Here is a 16778-nt window from a genome sequence, read left to right as displayed (position 1 = left end):
GTGCGGCGGCCTTAACCCCCGTTGATCAGGAGCGGTGACGCCGGTGTAATCAGCCGCGCATACGGTCGGGGCCGGATGACAGAGGCTGACCAGCAGGAACAGGGGGTGCCCGTGGCCGCGCCGGACTCGCGCAGCACCGACACGGCCCAGGTGCGGACGGTCTGCTCGTACTGCGGGGTCGGCTGCGGCATGGTCCTGGACGTCGCCAGCGGCCCGGACGGCCGCCGTACCGTCCTGAAGGCCTCCGGCGACAAGGAGCACCCGGCGAACTTCGGCCGGCTGTGCACCAAGGGCGCCACCACCGCCGACCTGCTCGCCGCGCCCGGCCGGCTGACCACCGCCCTGCTGCGGCCCGGGCGGGGCGAGGAGGCCGTCCCCACGGCCGTGGACACCGCCGTCGCCGAGACCGCGCGACGGCTGCGCGCGATCGTCGACGAGAACGGACCGGACGCGGTGGCCCTCTACGTCTCCGGCCAGATGAGCCTGGAGGCCCAGTACCTGGCCAACAAGCTCACCAAGGGCTTTCTGCGCACCAACAACATCGAGTCCAACTCCCGGCTGTGCATGGCCGGCGCCGGCACCGGCTACAAGCTGTCCCTCGGCGCCGACGGCCCGCCCGGCTCGTACCAGGACCTCGACCGGGCCGACGTCTTCCTGGTCATCGGCGCCAACATGGCCGACTGCCACCCCATCCTCTTCCTGCGTCTGATGGACCGGGTGAAGGCGGGCGCGAAACTGATCGTCGTCGACCCGCGCCGCACCGCCACCGCCGCGAAGGCCGACCTCTTCCTCCAGGTGAAACCGGGCACCGACCTCGCCCTGCTCAACGGCCTGCTCCACCTCCTGTACGAGAACGGGCACACCGATCCCGAGTTCATCGCCGCGTACACAGAGGGCTGGGAGGCGATGCCGGACTTCCTGGCCGACTACCCGGCCGCCGCCGTCGCCGCGATCACCGGCATCCCCGAGGCCGACCTGCGCGCGGCCGCCCGGCTGATCGGCGAGGCGGGGGAGTGGACCAGCTGCTGGACCATGGGGCTCAACCAGTCCACCCACGGCACCTGGAACACCAACGCGCTGGTCAACCTGCACCTCGCGACCGGCAGGATCTGCCGCCCCGGGAGCGGGCCCTTCTCCCTCACCGGCCAGCCCAACGCCATGGGCGGGCGGGAGATGGGGTACATGGGACCGGGCCTGCCCGGTCAGCGGTCCGTCCTGGTCGACGCCGACCGGGCCTTCGCCGAGGACGTGTGGGGGCTGGAGCCCGGCACGATCCGCGCCGACGGCGTCGGCAAGGGCACCGTCGAGATGTTCCGGAAGATGGCCGACGGCGAGATCAAGGCCTGCTGGATCATCTGCACCAACCCGGTCGCCTCCGTCGGCAACCGGCGGACCGTCATCGAGGGCCTGGAGGCCGCCGAGCTCGTCGTCACCCAGGACGTCTTCACCGACACCGAGACCAACGCCTACGCCGACATCGTGCTGCCCGCCGCCCTGTGGACCGAGTCCGAGGGCGTCCTGATCAACAGCGAGCGCAACCTCACCCTCGCCCGTCCCGCCGCCGACCCGCCCGGCGAGGCCACCGCCGACTGGCGGCTGATCGCCGCGGTCGCCCGCGCGATGGGCTTCGAGGACGGCTTCTGCTACGACAGCGCCGAGCAGATCTTCGAGGAGATCAAACGCTTCCACAACCCGGGGACCGGCTACGACCTGCGCGGAGTCAGCTACGACCGGCTGCGCGGCACCCCGGTGCAGTGGCCCGCGCCCACCGCTGACGGCCCCGACCGCAACCCGGTCCGGTACGTCAACCCCGACGGCACCCTCACCTTCGCCACCGCCTCCGGCCGCGCCGTCTTCCACGCCCGCCCGCACCTGGACCCCGCCGAGATGCCGGACGACGACTACCCGTTCGTCCTGAACACCGGCCGCCTCCAGCACCAGTGGCACACCCTCACCAAGACCGCGAAGGTCGCCAAGCTCAACAAGCTCAACCCCGGCCCGTTCGTCGAGGTCCACCCCGAGGACGCGGCCGCGCTCGGCCTCGCCGACGGCGACTCCCTGGAGGTCGCCTCCCGGCGCGGCCGGGCCGTGCTGCCGGCCGTCGTCACCGACCGGGTGCTTCCCGGTGCCTGCTTCGCGCCCTTCCACTGGAACGACCTGTTCGGGGAGTACCTCAGCGTCAACGCGGTGACCAGCGACGCGGTCGATCCGCTGTCCTTCCAGCCCGAGTTGAAGGTGTGCGCGGTGTCGCTGACCAAGGTCTCCACACCGGTGAGCGTGCGGCGGCCGGGTGTCGCGGAGACTCCGGCCACGCTGCCCACGGCCGCCTCCGCCTCGGCTGCTGCCGCGTCCGTCTTCGGACTCGACCCCGCCCCGCCGCCGGTCCTCACCGAACCCGAACGGCAGTACCTGGTCGGTTTCCTCGCCGGTATCCCGGCCGGTGCACCCGGCGTCCCCGTCCTGCCCCCGGACGCGCCGTTCAGCCCCGAACACGCCCGCTGGGTCAACGGCACCCTCGCCGGCATGTACTCCCGTGCACCGGCGCCCGAGGCCACGGCGGCAGGGCCGGCCACCCGCCAGGTGGTGATCCTCTGGGCCTCGCAGACCGGCAACGCCGAGGACTTCGCCGCCACCACCGCCGAACGCCTCACCGCGGGCGGCCACCCGGCCTCCCTGGTCGCCATGGACGAGGCCGATCCTGCCGCCCTGCCCACGAGCGCCGACCTGCTGCTGATCACCAGCACCTTCGGTGACGGCGACGCACCCGACAACGGCGCCGGCTTCTGGGACGGCCTCGCCGCCCTCGACGCCGGGCGGCTGGCCGGGCGCCGGTACGCCGTCCTGGCCTTCGGTGACTCCTCCTACGACGACTTCTGCGGGCACGGACGGCGCCTGGACCGTCGTATGGACGAACTAGGCGCGGTCCGGCTCGCCCCGCGCACCGACTGCGAACCCGACTACGAGACACAGGCGGAGTCCTGGCTGGACCAGGTGCTGGCCGCCCTCAAGGACGGGGCTGCCGCGGCCGCCCCCGCCCCCGCCCCCGCCCCCGCGCCCGCCCGGTCCAGGCGGCCCGCCCCCAGCACCGCCCGGCTCGTCGGCAACCGGCTGCTCAGCCTGCCCGGCGCCGGCAAGGAGGTGCGCCGTTTCACCTTCGACACCCGCGACAGCGCGAGGCCGCTGGTCTACGAGGCGGGCGACGCGCTCGCGGTCCGCCCCCTCAACTCCCGCGACCTGGTGGCGGAGTGGCTGACCGTCACGGGCCTCGACGGCGAGACCGGCGTGAGTGTCGACGGAGTCGGTGAAGTCACGCTCTCCGAGGCCCTGTTGCGGCACCTCGACATCACCCGGATCACCCCGGACCTGCTCCGCTTCGCCACCGAACGCACCCGTGACGCCCGCGAGCTGCGCAAACTGCTGCGCCCGGACAACAAGGACGAGCTGGCCAGGTGGTCCTGGGGGCGGCAAGCCGTCGACGTCGCCGCCGAGTTCGGGATCCGTGCCGACGCCGGGGAGTGGGCGGGGGTCCTCGGCAGGCTGCAACCGCGCCTGTACTCCATCTCGTCCAGCCCGCTCACCGACCCCCACCTGGTCTCGACCACCGTCTCCGTGGTCCGTTACGAGAACCTGCACGGCAGGCCCCGGCAGGGCGTCTGCTCCCCGTTCCTCGCCGACGCCGAGCCCGGCACCCGGGTCCCGGTGCACGTCCAGCGCTCCCCGCACTTCCGCCCGCCCGCCGACCCGGCGACGCCCATGGTGATGGTCGGCCCAGGCACCGGTGTGGCGCCGTTCGTGGGCTTCCTCCAGGAGCGCCGCGCCCGCGGCCATCGCGCCCCCAACTGGCTGTTCTTCGGCGAACAGCACCGGGCGACCGACTTCTACTACGAGCAGGAGCTCACCGCCCTGCTCGCCGAGGGCACCCTGAGCCGCCTCGACACCGCCTTCTCCCGCGACCAGCGGGCCAAGGTGTACGTCCAGGACCGGATGCGCGAACACGGCCCGCTGCTGTGGTCCTGGCTCCAGGACGGCGCCCACTTCTACGTCTGCGGCGACGCCTCCCGGATGGCCAAGGACGTCGACCGAGCCCTGAAGGACATCGCCACCGTGCACGGCGGACTGACCGAGGGCGAGGCGACCGCGTACGTCAAACAGCTCGCCTCGGAGCGGCGTTACGTCCGGGACGTCTACTGATTCCGCGTCAGTTGCCGCATGGTGAGAGCGAGTTGCAGCCGGAACCGGCCCTGCGGGGTGCGCACCGGCCAGCCCAGCAGATGCTCCGCGTGCGTCAACCGGTCCTGGAGCGTCGAGTGGTGGACGCTGACCTCGGCGGCCGCCGCCCGCAGGCTCGCCGTCGACGCGACCGCGTGCAGCGTGCGCAGCATCCAGGGCGCGTCCGCGGCCGCGGCCTCCACGGCCCGGACGTCCGGCGCGGGCTCCGCACCGGGTACGACGAGATCGGCGAGCAGCGCGACGCCGCCCAGCTCCTCGGCGTGCACGACGGCAGACCCCGGCTGTCGCGCAGGGCCGTCGGGGGCGAACCGCAGCGCGGTGCGGGCCGCCGCCCAGGAGCGCGGGAGATCCGCCACGGCCACCGCCTGACCCACGCCCGCGCGCCCCGCCGTCGCCACCGCCTGTCCGTCCGTCACGATCCGGGGCGGAGCGCCGGCCACCGCCACCGCCCGGACCCGCACCGACGGGTCGCCGGTGTCCAGACCGAGCCGCCGAGCCGCGTGCAGCCGGGCCGGTAGCGGGGCGTCGGCGTCCAGGACCGTCTCGAGCAGCGCCGGATCGTCCACCGGCGGCGCCGGGGCCCGGCCCCGAGTGCGGTCGAGCACGGACCGTACGGCCGCCGAGGCCCGCTCCAGGATCACCGCGTCGACGACGCTCGGCCCGTCGGACCCGGTCCGCTCCAGCCAGAGCGCCGGCGCCCCGCCCGGCACCAGCGGCGCACCCGGCCAGCCGGGATCGGGAACGCCGGTGCCGTCCTTCCGCCGGCCGTCCGGCTCCACCCGCAGCCGGACCCGCCGCTCCTCGTCGACCAGCCGTGCCGGACAGCCGGCGAGCACGGCGGCCCCGCGCACCAGCGCCTCCAGACCGGCCCGGCTCTCGGCCAGCCGGTCGAAGTAGGCGATCACCGAGACGGCGGCCCCGGCATCCGGGTCCACCGCGGCCAGCCGCCCCGCCAGCTCCTTCATACCGCCATGATGCGCCATCCGGCGGTACGGCGAGGAGAGCCGGGCGCGGCAGGCAACCGTTTCGGACGCCCGCCCCTCCTAGCTGTCGAGACACAGCGTCGACACAGCCACCGACCGCCAGGAGGCCCGCTTGGACCGCAACGAGCCCGTGCGGGCCGCCGCCGGACCGTCCCGCCGGGGACTCATGGTCTACACGGTGGCCGCGGCCACCCTCACGCTCGCCGCCCCGCTCGGCTGCGACACCCCACGGGCCGACGGCGCCACCCCGGCCTCCGACGTCGTGGTGACCGGCACCGACGAGGAGATGCTCGTCCTGGAGGTCACCGCCGCCAACCAGGTCGTCGTACGGCTGCCCCGGGTCGAGGTCGGCCAGGGCATCACCACCGCCGTCGCGATGATGATCGCGGAGGAGCTGGACGCCCGCCTCGCCGACGTGCGGATCCCGCTCGCGGACGCGCGTGCCAAGGGCAACCAGTACACCGGCGGCTCCAGTTCGGTCAGCTCGCTGTACGACCCGGCCCGGCGGCTGGCCGCCACCGCGCGCGCCCGGCTGGTGACGGCGGCCGCCCGGCGCTGGCGGCTTCCCGCGCACATCCTGCGCACCTGGAACACCCGGGTCCTCGCGCCCGACGGCCGGACGGCCACCTTCGGCTCCCTCACCGCGAGCGCGGCCCGGATCCACGTCCCGGAGGTGTCGAGCAAGCCCAAGCCGGCGTCCCGGCACCGGGTGATCGGGAAGCCGACGACCAGGATCGACGCCCGGGACATCGTCACCGGCGCCGCGAAGTACGCGGGGGACCTGGCGGTGGCCGGGGCGAGACCGACCGTGGTGGCCCGGCCGCCGACCCTGCGCGGCAAGCTGGTCTCCCTCGACGACACGGCGGCCCGCGCCCTGCCCGGCGTCCAGGCGATCGTGCGGATCCCCGGCGGTGTCGCCGTGGTGGCGGACACCTTCCACCACGCCTTCCAGGCCCGGGACGCGCTGCGGATCACCTGGGCCGCCGGTCCGCTCGCGCCCCTGTCGGACAAGGAGATCCGCGCCCGGCTGCGGTCCGCGGTGCCCCGCCTCGGCACCCCGCCCCGCGGATCGACCCAGGTCGAGGGCGAGTTCGCGTTCGCCTTCGTCAGCCATGCCCCGATGGAGGTGCTCACCGCGGTCGCCGACGTCCGCTCCGACCGCGCCGAGCTGTGGTTCTCCTCGCAGACGCCGATGGACGCCCGCGAGACGATCGCCGACCTGCTGGGACTGGCGACCTCGGCGGTACGGGTCCACGTGGTGCGCGGCGGCGGCTCGTTCGGGCGCCGGCTCAACTTCGACGCCGCCATCGAGGCGGCGCTCGTCTCCAAGGCGGCCCGCAAGCCCGTGAAACTGATGTGGAGCCGCAACGACGACACCCGGCACGGCAGGATGCGCCCCGCGAGCCACCACCGGATCCGGGCCAGTGTCGCCGGCGGCCGGGTGGTGGCCTTCCAGCACCTGACGGCCTCGGTGGGGGAGTCCTCCGACGAGAGCGGCCTGACCGCACAGGCGGCCGGGGTACGACCGCTGCCCAGCGACAGCGGGCTGTACAACTTCGGCCGCGTGGGCGGCGATTCGGGCGGCATCGAGCTGCCGATGCCGCTGGGCGCCTGGCGCTCGGTGGACTCCGGGACAATGCGCACGGCCGAGGAGATCGTCGTCGACGACATCGCCCGTGCGCTGGGCCGGGACCCGGTCGCCTTCCGCCGCACCACCCTGAGGAGCAAGGCGGTCAAGGCCGTACTCGCCAAGGCGGCGGCCGCCGGCCACTGGGGCCGCGCGATGCCTGCGGGCACCGCCCAGGGCGTGGCCGTCCACGAGGAGTACGGATCCGCGGTCGCCTGTCTGGCCGAGATCGACGCCACCGACCCGAAGAACCCCCGGGTCACCAAGGTGGTGATGGCCGCCGACGTCGGTACGGCCGTCAACCCGCGCGGCCTGGAGGCACAGCTGATGGGGACCGCCGTCGACGGCATCTCCACGGTGCTGCGGGCCGGGCTGCACATCGACCGGGGGGCGGTGCGCGAGGGCAGCTTCGCCGACTTCCACTGGGCCCGTCAGCGGCACGCCCCCCTCCTGTTCGAGGCGCACATCCTCCCCTCGGGCGGGGCACCGGGCGGCGCCGGTGAACTCGGCGTCCCCGCGGCGGCGGGCGCGGTAGCCAACGCCTACGCCCGCGCGACCGGCACGAAACCCCGCACCTTCCCCCTCGACTTCTGACCCACCGTCTCCCGACTCCCTGAAGGCACTGATGCGTTCGTACTCCTTCGTCCTCAACGGCGAACCGGTCACCGTCGAGGCACCCGCCGACATGCCCCTGCTCTGGGTGCTGCGCGATGTGCTGGGCGTCACCGGCCCCAAGTACGGCTGCGGGGTGGGCGTCTGCCGCGCCTGCACCAGTCACCTCGACGGCGAGGAGATCCAGCCCTGCACGGTCCCGGTCGCCGACTGCGCGGACCGTGCGGTCACCACCATCGAGGGCCTCGCCGACGGCGACACCCTGCACCCCGTCCAACAGGCCTGGCTGGACTGCGACGTGGCCCAGTGCGGCTTCTGCCAGCCCGGCCAGATCATGGCGGCCGCCGCCCTCCTGAGACGCACCCCGCACCCGACGGACGCCGACATCGACCGCATCGAGAACGTCTGCCGCTGCGGCACCTACTCCAGGATCAGGGAGGCGATCAAGAAGGCGTCGGCGAACGGGGGCTGAGCGCGCCCCGCGCCAGGAGTCGGCGGCCGTCGCCGGAGGGCGTCGGCAGCCGGACCGCCGACTCCTCCTCCCGTCGCCCGGCCAACGACCAAAGAGGCCCACGCACAGACGATCGGCCGACTGCCCGGCACCCGCGCCCGCTCCACGATGGACCCATCCGACGAGCGGGAGGCAGCACGTGAGGACAGCACGGGGGAGTGCGGTCACGGCCCTGGCCATGGCGGCCGTACTGGCGTCGACGGCCGGCGCACCGGCTCCGAACCACCCACCCACCACTCAGCTCTACGTGGCCCCCTGGGGTGACGACCACGGGCCCGGCACCCTGGACCGGCCCTTCGCCACACCGGCTCGCGTCCAGCAGGCGGTACGGGCCATGGCCCCGCGGATGACCGCGGAGATCACGGTCAACCTGCGCGGCGGCACCTACCGCCTGACCGCGCCCCTCCGCCTGACCCCGGCCGACTCGGGCCGGCACGGCCACCGGGTGGTCTACCAGGCGTACGGCTACGGCACCGCGCACCAGGAGCCGGTCACCCTCAGCGGCGGCCGCCCGGTCACCGGCTGGCGCCCCGACCCCGGGCGGCCCGGCGTCTGGCGGGCCGACGTCGGGACCCTGGAGACCCGCCAGCTCTACGTCAACGGCCGCCGGGTCCCGCGCGCGGCCCGGAACGCACCCCTGCCCGGAAAACCGAGGCTGACGGCCACCGGCTACATCACGACCAGCAGGACCCCGCTCGCCTGGCGCCACCCGGCCGACCTCGAAGTCGTCTACCGCTACGACTACGTGGAGGGCCGCTGCGGTGTCGCCGCGATCTCCAGGACCGCCGCCGGCCGGACCGCGATCACCATGGACCAGCCCTGCTGGCGGCTGGCCCGGGCCGTGTACGGAGCGGACGCCCTGACCCAGACCCACGACGTCGAGAACGCCCCGAACTTCCTGGGCAGGGCCGGAAGTTGGTACCTGGATCGCTCCCGCCACGCTCACCACACCCTTCTCTACCGCCCCCGCCCGGGTGAGGACATGACCCGAACCGAGGTGACGGCCCCCGCCCTCCAGACCCTGGTCAGCGGGACCGGCAGCTCCGCGGGCCGCCCCGTGCACGACCTCACTCTGCGCGGCCTCACCTTCGCCCACGCCACCTGGCTGGCGCCGAACGAGCGGGCCGGTTTCGCCGCCGCCTGGAGCATGTACATGCGCCCCGGCAAGGGCGGTGACATCACGGCGCTCACCGTGCCCGGCAACGTCACCTTCCGGCACGCCGAGCACATCACCCTCACCGGCAACCGCTTCACCCATCTGGGCGCCCAGGGCGTCGACTTCGCCGCCGACAGCTCGTACAACAAGGTCACCGGAAACGTCTTCTCGGACATCTCCGACGGAGGCGTCGCCCTGGGCGTCCTGCCCCCGGCCACCCGGGGCACGAGCACGGGCAACCGCGTCACGGACAACTGGATCCACCACATCGGCGTCGAGTACCGGGCGGCCTCCGGCATCTGGAACAGCGCCACCCAGGACACCCTCATCGCCCACAACCAGGTCGACCACGTCCCCTACACCGGCATCCTCTCCGGCCCCAGCGAGGACCTGCGCGGCCTGACCCGCCGCAACCGCATTCTCGGCAACCGGGTCTTCGCCACCAACCGCCTGCTGGCCGACGGCGGCGGCATCTACCTGCGCGGCGAACAGGGCCCCTCCTACGCGGCCGGCGCCCTGGTGGCCCGCAACGCCGTCACGGACAGCGCCCACGGCATCTGGAACGTCGGCATCTACACCGACGACTCCAGCAACCGCATCACCGTCCGCGACAACGTCGTGCACGACTACGTCGCCTCGATCGGCGGCTGCAGCGAGAACTGGGGCGACCGCCCGGTCCAGAACATCCGCTACCTCGACAACTACTGGGACGACAAGGTCCCCACCTGGCTCCCGCGCCGCACCTACCCCGGCGCCTGGCCCCCCGCCCCCGACTGCGGCGACCCTCGACACCTCCACTTCGCCCACAACACCCTCCTCACCCCGACCCACCCCTGCGCATCCCTCCCCACCTGCGCCACCATCACGGCCAACGCAGGCCCAAGGCCGCCGTACCGCCGGGCCCCGGGCCTGCGCTGACCGCCGGGCCCCGCGATCCTCAGCGCGCCAGCAGCCGGCGCAGCCAGTCCGTGTGGGCCGTCCTCGCCGACTGGGACAGGGCGGCCTGTGGGGCGAAGCCGTCGAAGCCGTGGAAGCCGCCGGGCCAGACGTGGAGTTCGGCGATGCCACCCGACTGCCAGATGCGGGAGGCGTAGGCGACGGTCTCGTCGCGGAAGGTCTCGGCGGAGCCGACGTCGAGGAAGGCCGGGGGGAGGTCCGTGAGGTCGGTGGCGCGGGCGGGGGCCGCGTAGGGGGAGACGCCGGGGCCGCCGCGGGCGTCGCCGAGGAGGGCGGTCCAGCCGGTCTCGTTGGCCGTGCGGTCCCAGATCCCGAGGCCCTTCATCTGGTGGCTGGACGGGGTGTCGTTACGGTCGTCCAGCATCGGGCACATCAGCATCTGGCCGATCACCGCCGGACCCTGACGGTCCCTCAGGAGAAGGGCCAGCGCCGCGGTGAGGCCGCCGCCCGCGCTGGCTCCCGCGATCACGATCCGCTCGGGATCGCCGCCGATGTCCTTCGCGTGCTCCGCCGTCCACAGCAGCCCGGCGTACACGTCCTCGACCGGCGCCGGATGCGGGTGCTCGGGCGCCAGCCGGTACTCCACCGACACCACCACCGCGCCCAGTTCCCTCGCCCAGGCCAGCGGGACGTCCACCCCCACCCGGTTGTTGCCGATCACCATGCCGCCGCCGTGCACGTGGTAGATCACCGGCAGCGGGGCGGGGACGGGCGGCGCGGTGGGCCGGCAGATCAGCAGGGAGACCTCGGGGGCGCCCGCCGGACCGGGCACCGTGAGGTCCGCCACCTCGAACGCCCCGTCCATGGTGAGGTCCAGCTCGGCGAGCAGCCGTATCCCCTCGCTCTGCCGGATCGTGTCGATGTCGTCCAGCGTGAACCCCGGCGAGATCATCTCCCTGATCAGCTCCAGGGCGGCGGCCAGCTCGGGGTCGAACGGGGGCGGTACGGAGGTCATGGCGGCTCCTCGCGGCGGTGACGAAATGTACGGCTCGTACGACCATGATCCGCGCTCCCCTCCGGCCGGCCGGACCGCCGGACGGCGGAAGCTCCCCGCCGTCCGGCGGGTGGTCCGCCGTCCCGGCCGAGGGCACCACCGTCACCAGGCCGGGCGCGTCCAGGACACGGCCGTACCCCGACGCCCGGACCTTGACTTCGAGAGCGCTCGAAGTTCTAGCGTCGGACGGACACAAGACGATCCGGGCGGAACGGAGAACGGCCATGCGCGTGGGCGTGCACATCAACCGGTTCAACCATCCTGGCGGCGGCCCCGCGCTGGGCGCCGAACTCGCCGCCGCCGGTGCCGCGGCGGAGGCGGCGGGCGTCAGCTGGGTCTCCGTGATGGACCACTACTTCCAGATGGAGTTCAACGGCGGCGCCGAGGACCCCATGCTGGAGGCGTACACCACCCTCGGCTACCTGGCCGGCCGCACCTCCACCGTCCAGCTGGGCGCCCTGGTGACCGGGGTGACCTACCGCCACCCGGGACTCCTCGCCAAGATCGCCACCACCCTGGACGTGGTGTCGAGCGGCCGGGCCACACTGGGCATCGGGGCCGCCTGGTACGACCGTGAGCACCACGGTCTCGGCGTGCCGTACCCGCCGATCGCGGAGCGCTTCGAGCGGCTGGAGGAGACCCTGCGGATCTGCCTGCAGATGTGGGACCCGGAGAACAACGGCCCCTTCGAGGGCAAGCACTACCGGCTCGCCGAGACGCTCTGCGTGCCGGCGCCGGTCAGCTCCCCGCACCCGGAGATCATGATCGGCGGCGGGGGCGAGAAGAAGACCCTGCGGCTGGTCGCCCAGTACGCCGACGCCTGCAATCTGATCCCCTCCTCCGCGGAGGAGCTGCGGCACAAGCTGGAGGTGCTGCGCGGGCACTGCGACACCGTCGGGCGCGACTACGACACCATTCGCAAGACCATCGCGTACACCGGGGACGCGGCCACCGACGGAGACCTCGACGCCTTCACCCGGGACGTCGAGGGATACGCCAAGCTCGGCGTCGACACCGTCATCGTGGGCCCGCGCCTGGGGGAGACCTCGGGGTGGATGGAGAGCTTCGTGGCCCCGGCCGTCGAGCGGCTCGCCGCGATCGACTGAGACGCGATCGGCTGGGGCGCTATCGGCCGGGGCGCGATCCACTGAGACGCGATCGGCCGGGGCGCGATCGACCGAGATTCGGTCGGCCGGGACGCATCGGCCGGGATGCGAAGGAGCCGGGGCTCGCCGAGCCCCGGCTCCTCCGTCGGGCGGTGCCTCAGGCGGCGACGCCCACGTTGCCGTGCAGACGCGCGACGACCTCGGTCAGCTGGGCCGCGACCTCGGCGTCGTCGACCGGGTGGGTCTCGGCGAAGCGGGTCACCGAGCCGGGGATGGAGAGCTTGATGTCCTCGATCACGTTGCCGCCGGCGATGCCCACGGCCTTGCGGGCCTCGTCCTGCGCCCACACGCCGCCGTACTGGCCGAAGGCGGTGCCGACGACGGCGACCGGCTTGCCGCCGAAGGCGCTGGCACCGTACGGGCGGGACAGCCAGTCGATGGCGTTCTTCAGGACGGCCGGGATGGTGCCGTTGTACTCGGGGGAGAAGAGCAGGAAGGCGTCGGCCGACTGGGCCGCCGCGCGCAGCTTCGCGGCGGCGGCCGGGACGCCGCCCTCGACGTCGATGTCCTCGTTGTAGAACGGGATGTCGGCCAGGCCCTCGAAGACCTCGACCTCGGCACCCTCGGGGGCGAGCTTGACGGCCGCCTCGGCGAGCTGGCGGTTGTGCGAACCGGCGCGAAGGCTGCCGACGAGGGCAAGGATGCGGACAGACATGGGGGAACTCCAAGGGGGCTGAAACGCTGCTGTTACGAATCCGGACCAAGGTCCGGTTAATTTCTAACACCCCAAACGGACCGCGGTCCAGTTCTGTTCCCGATGCTTTACGCTGTCTTCATGTCCAGCGTCCTGCCGCCCTTCCCGCAGCCCCAGGAGCCCTTCGACACACCCCAATTGCTCGACGTGGGGCCGGCCCCCGAAGAGCCGTGCCTGCGCGCGGACGCGGCCCGCAACCGTGCCCGGCTGCTGGAGGCCGCCGGGCGGCTGATCGCCGAGCACGGAGTGGCCGGCGTCACCATGGAGGCGGTGGCCGCGGCGGCCGAGGTGGGCAAGGGCACGGTCTTCCGCCGCTTCGGCGACCGCACCGGTCTGCTGATGGCGCTGCTCGACCACTCCTCGCGCCAGCTCCAGGCGGACTTCCTGGGCGGGCCGCCGCCACTGGGGCCCGGTGCCCCGCCGGTCGAGCGGCTGCGCGCGTTCGGTGTCGCGGTGCTGTACCGCGCGGCCGAGCAGCTCGACCTCCAACTGGCCGCCCAGCCCGAGCCCACCCGGCGCTACGCCAATCCGCCGATGCAGGCGCTGCGCACGCACGTCACGATGCTGCTGCGGCGGATCCAGCCGGAGGCCGACTGCGAACTGCTCGCCCAGACGTTGCTGGCGTACCTCGACCCGGCCCTGGTCCACCACCTGACCAGGCAGTGCGGGATGCCGATGGAGCGCCTGGAGGCCGGCTGGATCGACCTGGTCGCCCGGGTCACGCGGACGGAGCCGCAGCGCTGACGTCCGGCCGGCCGGCGCTGAACATCCCGACCAGGCCCTGCGGCGCGTCGGCCTGGAACAACAGGGCGCTGCCCGCCGCGGACTCCGCCGCGGCCGTCTCGGCGCGCGGGAACATCCGGGCCTCGTAGGCGGCCAGAGCGGCCTCCGTGTCGTCCGGGTGCGCGACGAGGGCCAGGCCCAGGTCGGCCGCGTCGATCAGGGCCAGGTTGGCGCCCTCGCCGGCGAACGGTGACATCAGATGGGCCGCGTCGCCGAGCAGCGTGACCCCGGGGGTCCGGTCCCAGCGGTGGCCGGCGGGCAGCGCGTGGATCCGGCGCGGGGTCAGCGTGCCCTCCGCGTCCGCGACCAGCGCCCGCAGGCTCTTGTCCCAGCCGTCGAAGGACGCCAGGACGGCCCGCTTGGCCGCCTCGGTGTCGGTGAAGTCGATCCCGTCCAGCCACTCCTCGGGCGCCTCGACCGCCGCGTACACGTGCAGGCTGCCGTCGCTCTCGCGGTGGGCCAGGATGCCCCGGCCCCCGCCGAGCGCGAACAGCATCCCGCCGCCGACGACCTCGGCGCTCACCGGATGCCGTGTGTCCGCGTCCGGCAGGTCGGCCTCCGCGAACGACACGCCGCAGTACGCGGGCCGGGCGTCCGAGACCAGCGGGCGCACCCGCGACCAGGCGCCGTCGGCGCCGACCAGCAGGTCGGTGGTGAAGGAGCCGCCGTCCTCCAGGAGCACCTCGTGCCGGCCGTCGCCGAGCGGGCGGGCGCCGGTGACCTTCGCGCCCCAGCGGATCGCGCCCTCGGGCAGCGAGCCGAGCAGCAGCCGGCGCAGATCGCCCCGGTCGATCTCCGGACGGCCGCCGTTGTCGTCGTCGGCCGCCGCGTAACGGACCCGGGCGTCCTTGTCCAGCACCCGCACCGCCTGGCCGCCGGCGTGGACGCGCGCCAGGAACTCCTCGTACAACCCGGCCGCGCGCAGTGCCACTTGGCCCGAGTCGTCGTGGATGTCGAGCATGCCGCCCTGGGTGCGGGCGGCGGGGGAGGCATCGAGGTCGAAGAGGGCGGCCCGGACGCCGTGCACATGGAGCACCCGGGCGAGGGTGAGCCCGCCGAGACCGGCGCCGATGATCGCTATGGGGTGGTGGGGAACCGACATGGTGGTCTCCTAGTCGTGAGGTTCGGGTACGGCGGTACGTTCGATGCCGTTGATCAGGGCCTGGAAGGCCCAGGACGCGCGGGCCTCGGGCGGCCCCGACAGGAGCAGCCCGGACGCGGCGGCGATGTGCGGATGGGTCCGCTCCGACACCTCGCCGAGCGCGTGGCCGAGCGCGTCCCAGTCCCCCCGGGACTCCCCGCCCGCGTGTTCGGCGGCGGTCGCGGTGGCGCGCTGGAGCAGCAGGTCGACGCCCCAGGCGGCCCGCTCGCGCGGTACCCCGCCCTCGTCGAGCAGGCCCAGCAGGTTCTCGATCAGGTCCAGGTAGTGCGGGCCGCTCGGCCACGCGGTCAGAGCGGAGCGGGCGAGGCTCGGATACTCCAGGAGCAGCTGCGTGTAGGCGATGAGCACCCGCTCCAGCCGCTCCCGCCAGTCACCCTCGGCCGGGGCCGGGGCCAATGTGCCGAGCAGTTCGTCCAGGACCGCCGCGTGCAGCTCGGCGGTGTTGCGGACGTAGACGTACAGCGAGGCCGGGCCGGTGTCGAGCTCCTGGGCCAGGCGCCGCATGGTGACCTTCTGCAGGCCCTCGGCGCGCAGGACCTCCACGGCGACGCCGACGATGCTCTCTCTGGTCAGGGCGGGCTTGGCGGGGCGCTCCCGGCGAGAGCGGGGGGTTGCTGGCATGCGTCGACTGTAACGAACATGTTCGTCACGAACAAGTTCTGAACGAACATGTTCGTACCAGCATGCCGTCAGCGGCGTCGTCAGGGGTGTCGTCAGCGGCGTCGTGAGGGCCTCGCGAGCGGCATCCTGGGCGGCGTCCTGAGCGGTGCGATGGGTGGCGTGGTGGGCCCAATTCGTGCAACGGTGAACCACCTTGCCCCGCCGGTCCCCCCTCCCCGGCCTTCTGCCAAGATGCCGTACGTCATGGTGCAGATACCGAATACGCCCTCGGCAGCGTTGCCGACTCCGCGCTCGGTCCCCACGAGCGCCGATGTGGCCCGTCTGGCCGGCGTCTCCCGCGCGACCGTCTCCTACGTCCTCAACAACACCAGTGCCGTACGGATCAGTGAGCCCACCCGCCGCCGGGTCCACCAGGCCGCGAAGGAACTGGGGTACGTCCCGCACGCGGCCGCCCGCAGCCTGCGCGCCGGCCACAGCCGGATGGTCCTGATGCCCGCCCCGGCCATCCCGATGGGCCCGCTCTACGGCCAGTTCATCAACGACCTCCAGTGGGCCCTCAGCCGCCTCGACTACACGGTCGTCCAGTACGGCACCGGGGGCCTGAGCGGGGACGAAGCCGCCCGTGCCTGGGCCGAGTTGAGGCCGGTGGCCGTGCTGGTCCCGGGCGCCGGACTCGGCACCGAGGGCGTCGCTGTCCTCAAACGGGCCGGTGCCCGCGCCGTGGTCACCCTCGGCCCCGAGCGGGTCGACGGCGCACACGCCCTGCTGATGGACCATGACGCCGTCGGCCGCTGCGCCGGCGCCCATCTGTACGCCCGTGGCCGGCGCCGCATCGGCGTGGTCGTCCCCGAGGAGACCGGCCTGGAGACCTACTCCCGGCCCCGCCTCGAAGGCGTCCGCCGGGCCCTGTACGGCACCGACGCCACGGTGACCGAGCTGCCGCTCGGCTTCACGGAGGAGTCTGCGTCCGAACTCGCCGCGCGCTGGCGGGAGTTGGGGGTCGACTCGGTGTTCGCGTACAACGACGAGTACGCGATGCTGTTAATGCGCGCCCTCCAGGACGAGGGCGTGCGTGTCCCCGAGGACGCCGCCGTGGTCGGCGCCGACGACCTGATGCTCGGCCGGCTGTTGCGGCCCCGGCTCTCCACGATCCACATCGAGCTGCCCTCCGGCCGTGAGCTCGCCGAACTGGTCGACCGCGTGGTGCGCGACCCGGGCGGCGCACCGGAGACGCACGAGGTGCTCGGCGCCTCGGTGGTACGGCGCGAGTCCAGCTGATGGG

At 73.5% G+C, this 16778-nt stretch carries 12 protein-coding genes; 7 read left to right on the top strand and 5 right to left on the bottom strand.

Features of this window, described 5'->3' with window-relative positions:
- Positions 1-189: 189 nt before the first annotated feature.
- On the top strand, positions 190-4191 hold the full coding sequence (locus ACZ4N4_RS18085; RefSeq protein WP_467590625.1) for a molybdopterin-dependent oxidoreductase: 4002 nt from the start codon (positions 190-192) through the stop codon (positions 4189-4191).
- On the opposite strand, the gene ACZ4N4_RS18080 is transcribed toward ACZ4N4_RS18085, so the two are convergent.
- On the bottom strand, positions 4185-5195 hold the full coding sequence (locus ACZ4N4_RS18080; RefSeq protein ID WP_467589609.1) for a helix-turn-helix domain-containing protein: 1011 nt from the start codon (positions 5193-5195) through the stop codon (positions 4185-4187). The two genes, ACZ4N4_RS18085 and ACZ4N4_RS18080, sit on opposite strands and share 7 nt — an antisense overlap.
- A gap of 184 nt (positions 5196-5379) precedes the next feature.
- Here ACZ4N4_RS18080 and ACZ4N4_RS18075 point away from each other — a divergent pair, with 184 nt between their 5' ends.
- The 3 genes from ACZ4N4_RS18075 (at position 5380) to ACZ4N4_RS18065 (ending at position 10037) form a co-directional block, all read left to right on the top strand.
- Complete coding sequence (locus tag ACZ4N4_RS18075; RefSeq protein ID WP_453567436.1) at positions 5380-7434, top strand: xanthine dehydrogenase family protein molybdopterin-binding subunit; 2055 nt, start codon at positions 5380-5382, stop codon at positions 7432-7434.
- 31 nt (positions 7435-7465) lie between these two features.
- Positions 7466-7924, top strand: a complete 459-nt coding sequence (locus tag ACZ4N4_RS18070; RefSeq protein WP_467589606.1) for a (2Fe-2S)-binding protein — start codon at positions 7466-7468, stop codon at positions 7922-7924.
- A gap of 178 nt (positions 7925-8102) precedes the next feature.
- Positions 8103-10037, top strand: coding sequence for a right-handed parallel beta-helix repeat-containing protein (locus tag ACZ4N4_RS18065; protein ID WP_467589603.1), 1935 nt, complete (start codon positions 8103-8105; stop codon positions 10035-10037).
- A gap of 19 nt (positions 10038-10056) precedes the next feature.
- Here the strand turns inward: ACZ4N4_RS18065 and ACZ4N4_RS18060 are convergent, their stop codons facing one another.
- Entirely contained in the window at positions 10057-11031 is a 975-nt protein-coding gene (locus tag ACZ4N4_RS18060; protein ID WP_467589600.1) for an alpha/beta hydrolase, read from the bottom strand.
- 263 nt (positions 11032-11294) lie between these two features.
- Here ACZ4N4_RS18060 and ACZ4N4_RS18055 point away from each other — a divergent pair, with 263 nt between their 5' ends.
- Positions 11295-12176 carry an LLM class F420-dependent oxidoreductase gene (locus ACZ4N4_RS18055; RefSeq protein WP_467589597.1) on the top strand — a complete coding sequence of 294 codons (882 nt, stop codon included), beginning with the start codon at positions 11295-11297 and terminating at the stop codon, positions 12174-12176.
- A gap of 157 nt (positions 12177-12333) precedes the next feature.
- Here ACZ4N4_RS18055 and ACZ4N4_RS18050 read toward each other — a convergent pair whose 3' ends face one another.
- Positions 12334-12891, bottom strand: a complete 558-nt coding sequence (locus tag ACZ4N4_RS18050) for an NADPH-dependent FMN reductase (protein ID WP_450758221.1) — start codon at positions 12889-12891, stop codon at positions 12334-12336.
- 102 nt (positions 12892-12993) lie between these two features.
- On the opposite strand from ACZ4N4_RS18050, the gene ACZ4N4_RS18045 reads away from it, so the two are divergent.
- The gene (locus ACZ4N4_RS18045) at positions 12994-13674 is read left to right on the top strand and encodes a TetR/AcrR family transcriptional regulator (RefSeq protein WP_467589594.1); all 681 of its coding nucleotides are present in this window, start codon (positions 12994-12996) and stop codon (positions 13672-13674) included.
- Here the strand turns inward: ACZ4N4_RS18045 and ACZ4N4_RS18040 are convergent.
- Positions 13649-14815, bottom strand: a complete 1167-nt coding sequence (locus ACZ4N4_RS18040; protein ID WP_467589591.1) for an FAD-dependent oxidoreductase — start codon at positions 14813-14815, stop codon at positions 13649-13651. The genes ACZ4N4_RS18045 and ACZ4N4_RS18040 overlap by 26 nt on opposite strands.
- A gap of 9 nt (positions 14816-14824) precedes the next feature.
- Positions 14825-15496 (bottom strand): TetR/AcrR family transcriptional regulator, encoded by a 672-nt coding sequence (locus tag ACZ4N4_RS18035; protein ID WP_467589588.1) that lies wholly within the window; start codon positions 15494-15496, stop codon positions 14825-14827.
- Between the two features lie 231 nt (positions 15497-15727).
- Here ACZ4N4_RS18035 and ACZ4N4_RS18030 point away from each other — a divergent pair, with 231 nt between their 5' ends.
- Positions 15728-16774: a LacI family DNA-binding transcriptional regulator gene (locus ACZ4N4_RS18030; RefSeq protein WP_453567222.1), complete on the top strand. Its 1047-nt coding sequence runs from the start codon at positions 15728-15730 to the stop codon at positions 16772-16774.
- The last annotated feature ends 4 nt before the right edge of the window (positions 16775-16778 follow it).

The organism is Streptomyces sp. NPDC026538, from assembly GCF_055567535.1.
Note: the sequence above shows the minus strand (reverse complement) of the source record. Positions and strands in the feature narration are given on the sequence as shown.

What these genes read in the sequence shown, in the direction of transcription:
- ACZ4N4_RS18035 (WP_467589588.1), bottom strand. Translation starts at nt 15,496, where the DNA reads ATGCCAGCAACCCCCCGCTCTCGCCGGGAGCGCCCCGCCAAGCCCGCC.
- ACZ4N4_RS18070 (WP_467589606.1), top strand. Translation starts at nt 7,466, where the DNA reads ATGCGTTCGTACTCCTTCGTCCTCAACGGCGAACCGGTCACCGTCGAG.
- ACZ4N4_RS18085 (WP_467590625.1), top strand. Translation starts at nt 190, where the DNA reads ATGGTCCTGGACGTCGCCAGCGGCCCGGACGGCCGCCGTACCGTCCTG.
- ACZ4N4_RS18055 (WP_467589597.1), top strand. Translation starts at nt 11,295, where the DNA reads ATGCGCGTGGGCGTGCACATCAACCGGTTCAACCATCCTGGCGGCGGC.
- ACZ4N4_RS18030 (WP_453567222.1), top strand. Translation starts at nt 15,728, where the DNA reads ATGCCGTACGTCATGGTGCAGATACCGAATACGCCCTCGGCAGCGTTG.
- ACZ4N4_RS18050 (WP_450758221.1), bottom strand. Translation starts at nt 12,891, where the DNA reads ATGTCTGTCCGCATCCTTGCCCTCGTCGGCAGCCTTCGCGCCGGTTCG.
- ACZ4N4_RS18040 (WP_467589591.1), bottom strand. Translation starts at nt 14,815, where the DNA reads ATGTCGGTTCCCCACCACCCCATAGCGATCATCGGCGCCGGTCTCGGC.
- ACZ4N4_RS18080 (WP_467589609.1), bottom strand. Translation starts at nt 5,195, where the DNA reads ATGAAGGAGCTGGCGGGGCGGCTGGCCGCGGTGGACCCGGATGCCGGG.
- ACZ4N4_RS18060 (WP_467589600.1), bottom strand. Translation starts at nt 11,031, where the DNA reads ATGACCTCCGTACCGCCCCCGTTCGACCCCGAGCTGGCCGCCGCCCTG.
- ACZ4N4_RS18075 (WP_453567436.1), top strand. Translation starts at nt 5,380, where the DNA reads ATGGTCTACACGGTGGCCGCGGCCACCCTCACGCTCGCCGCCCCGCTC.
- ACZ4N4_RS18045 (WP_467589594.1), top strand. Translation starts at nt 12,994, where the DNA reads ATGCTTTACGCTGTCTTCATGTCCAGCGTCCTGCCGCCCTTCCCGCAG.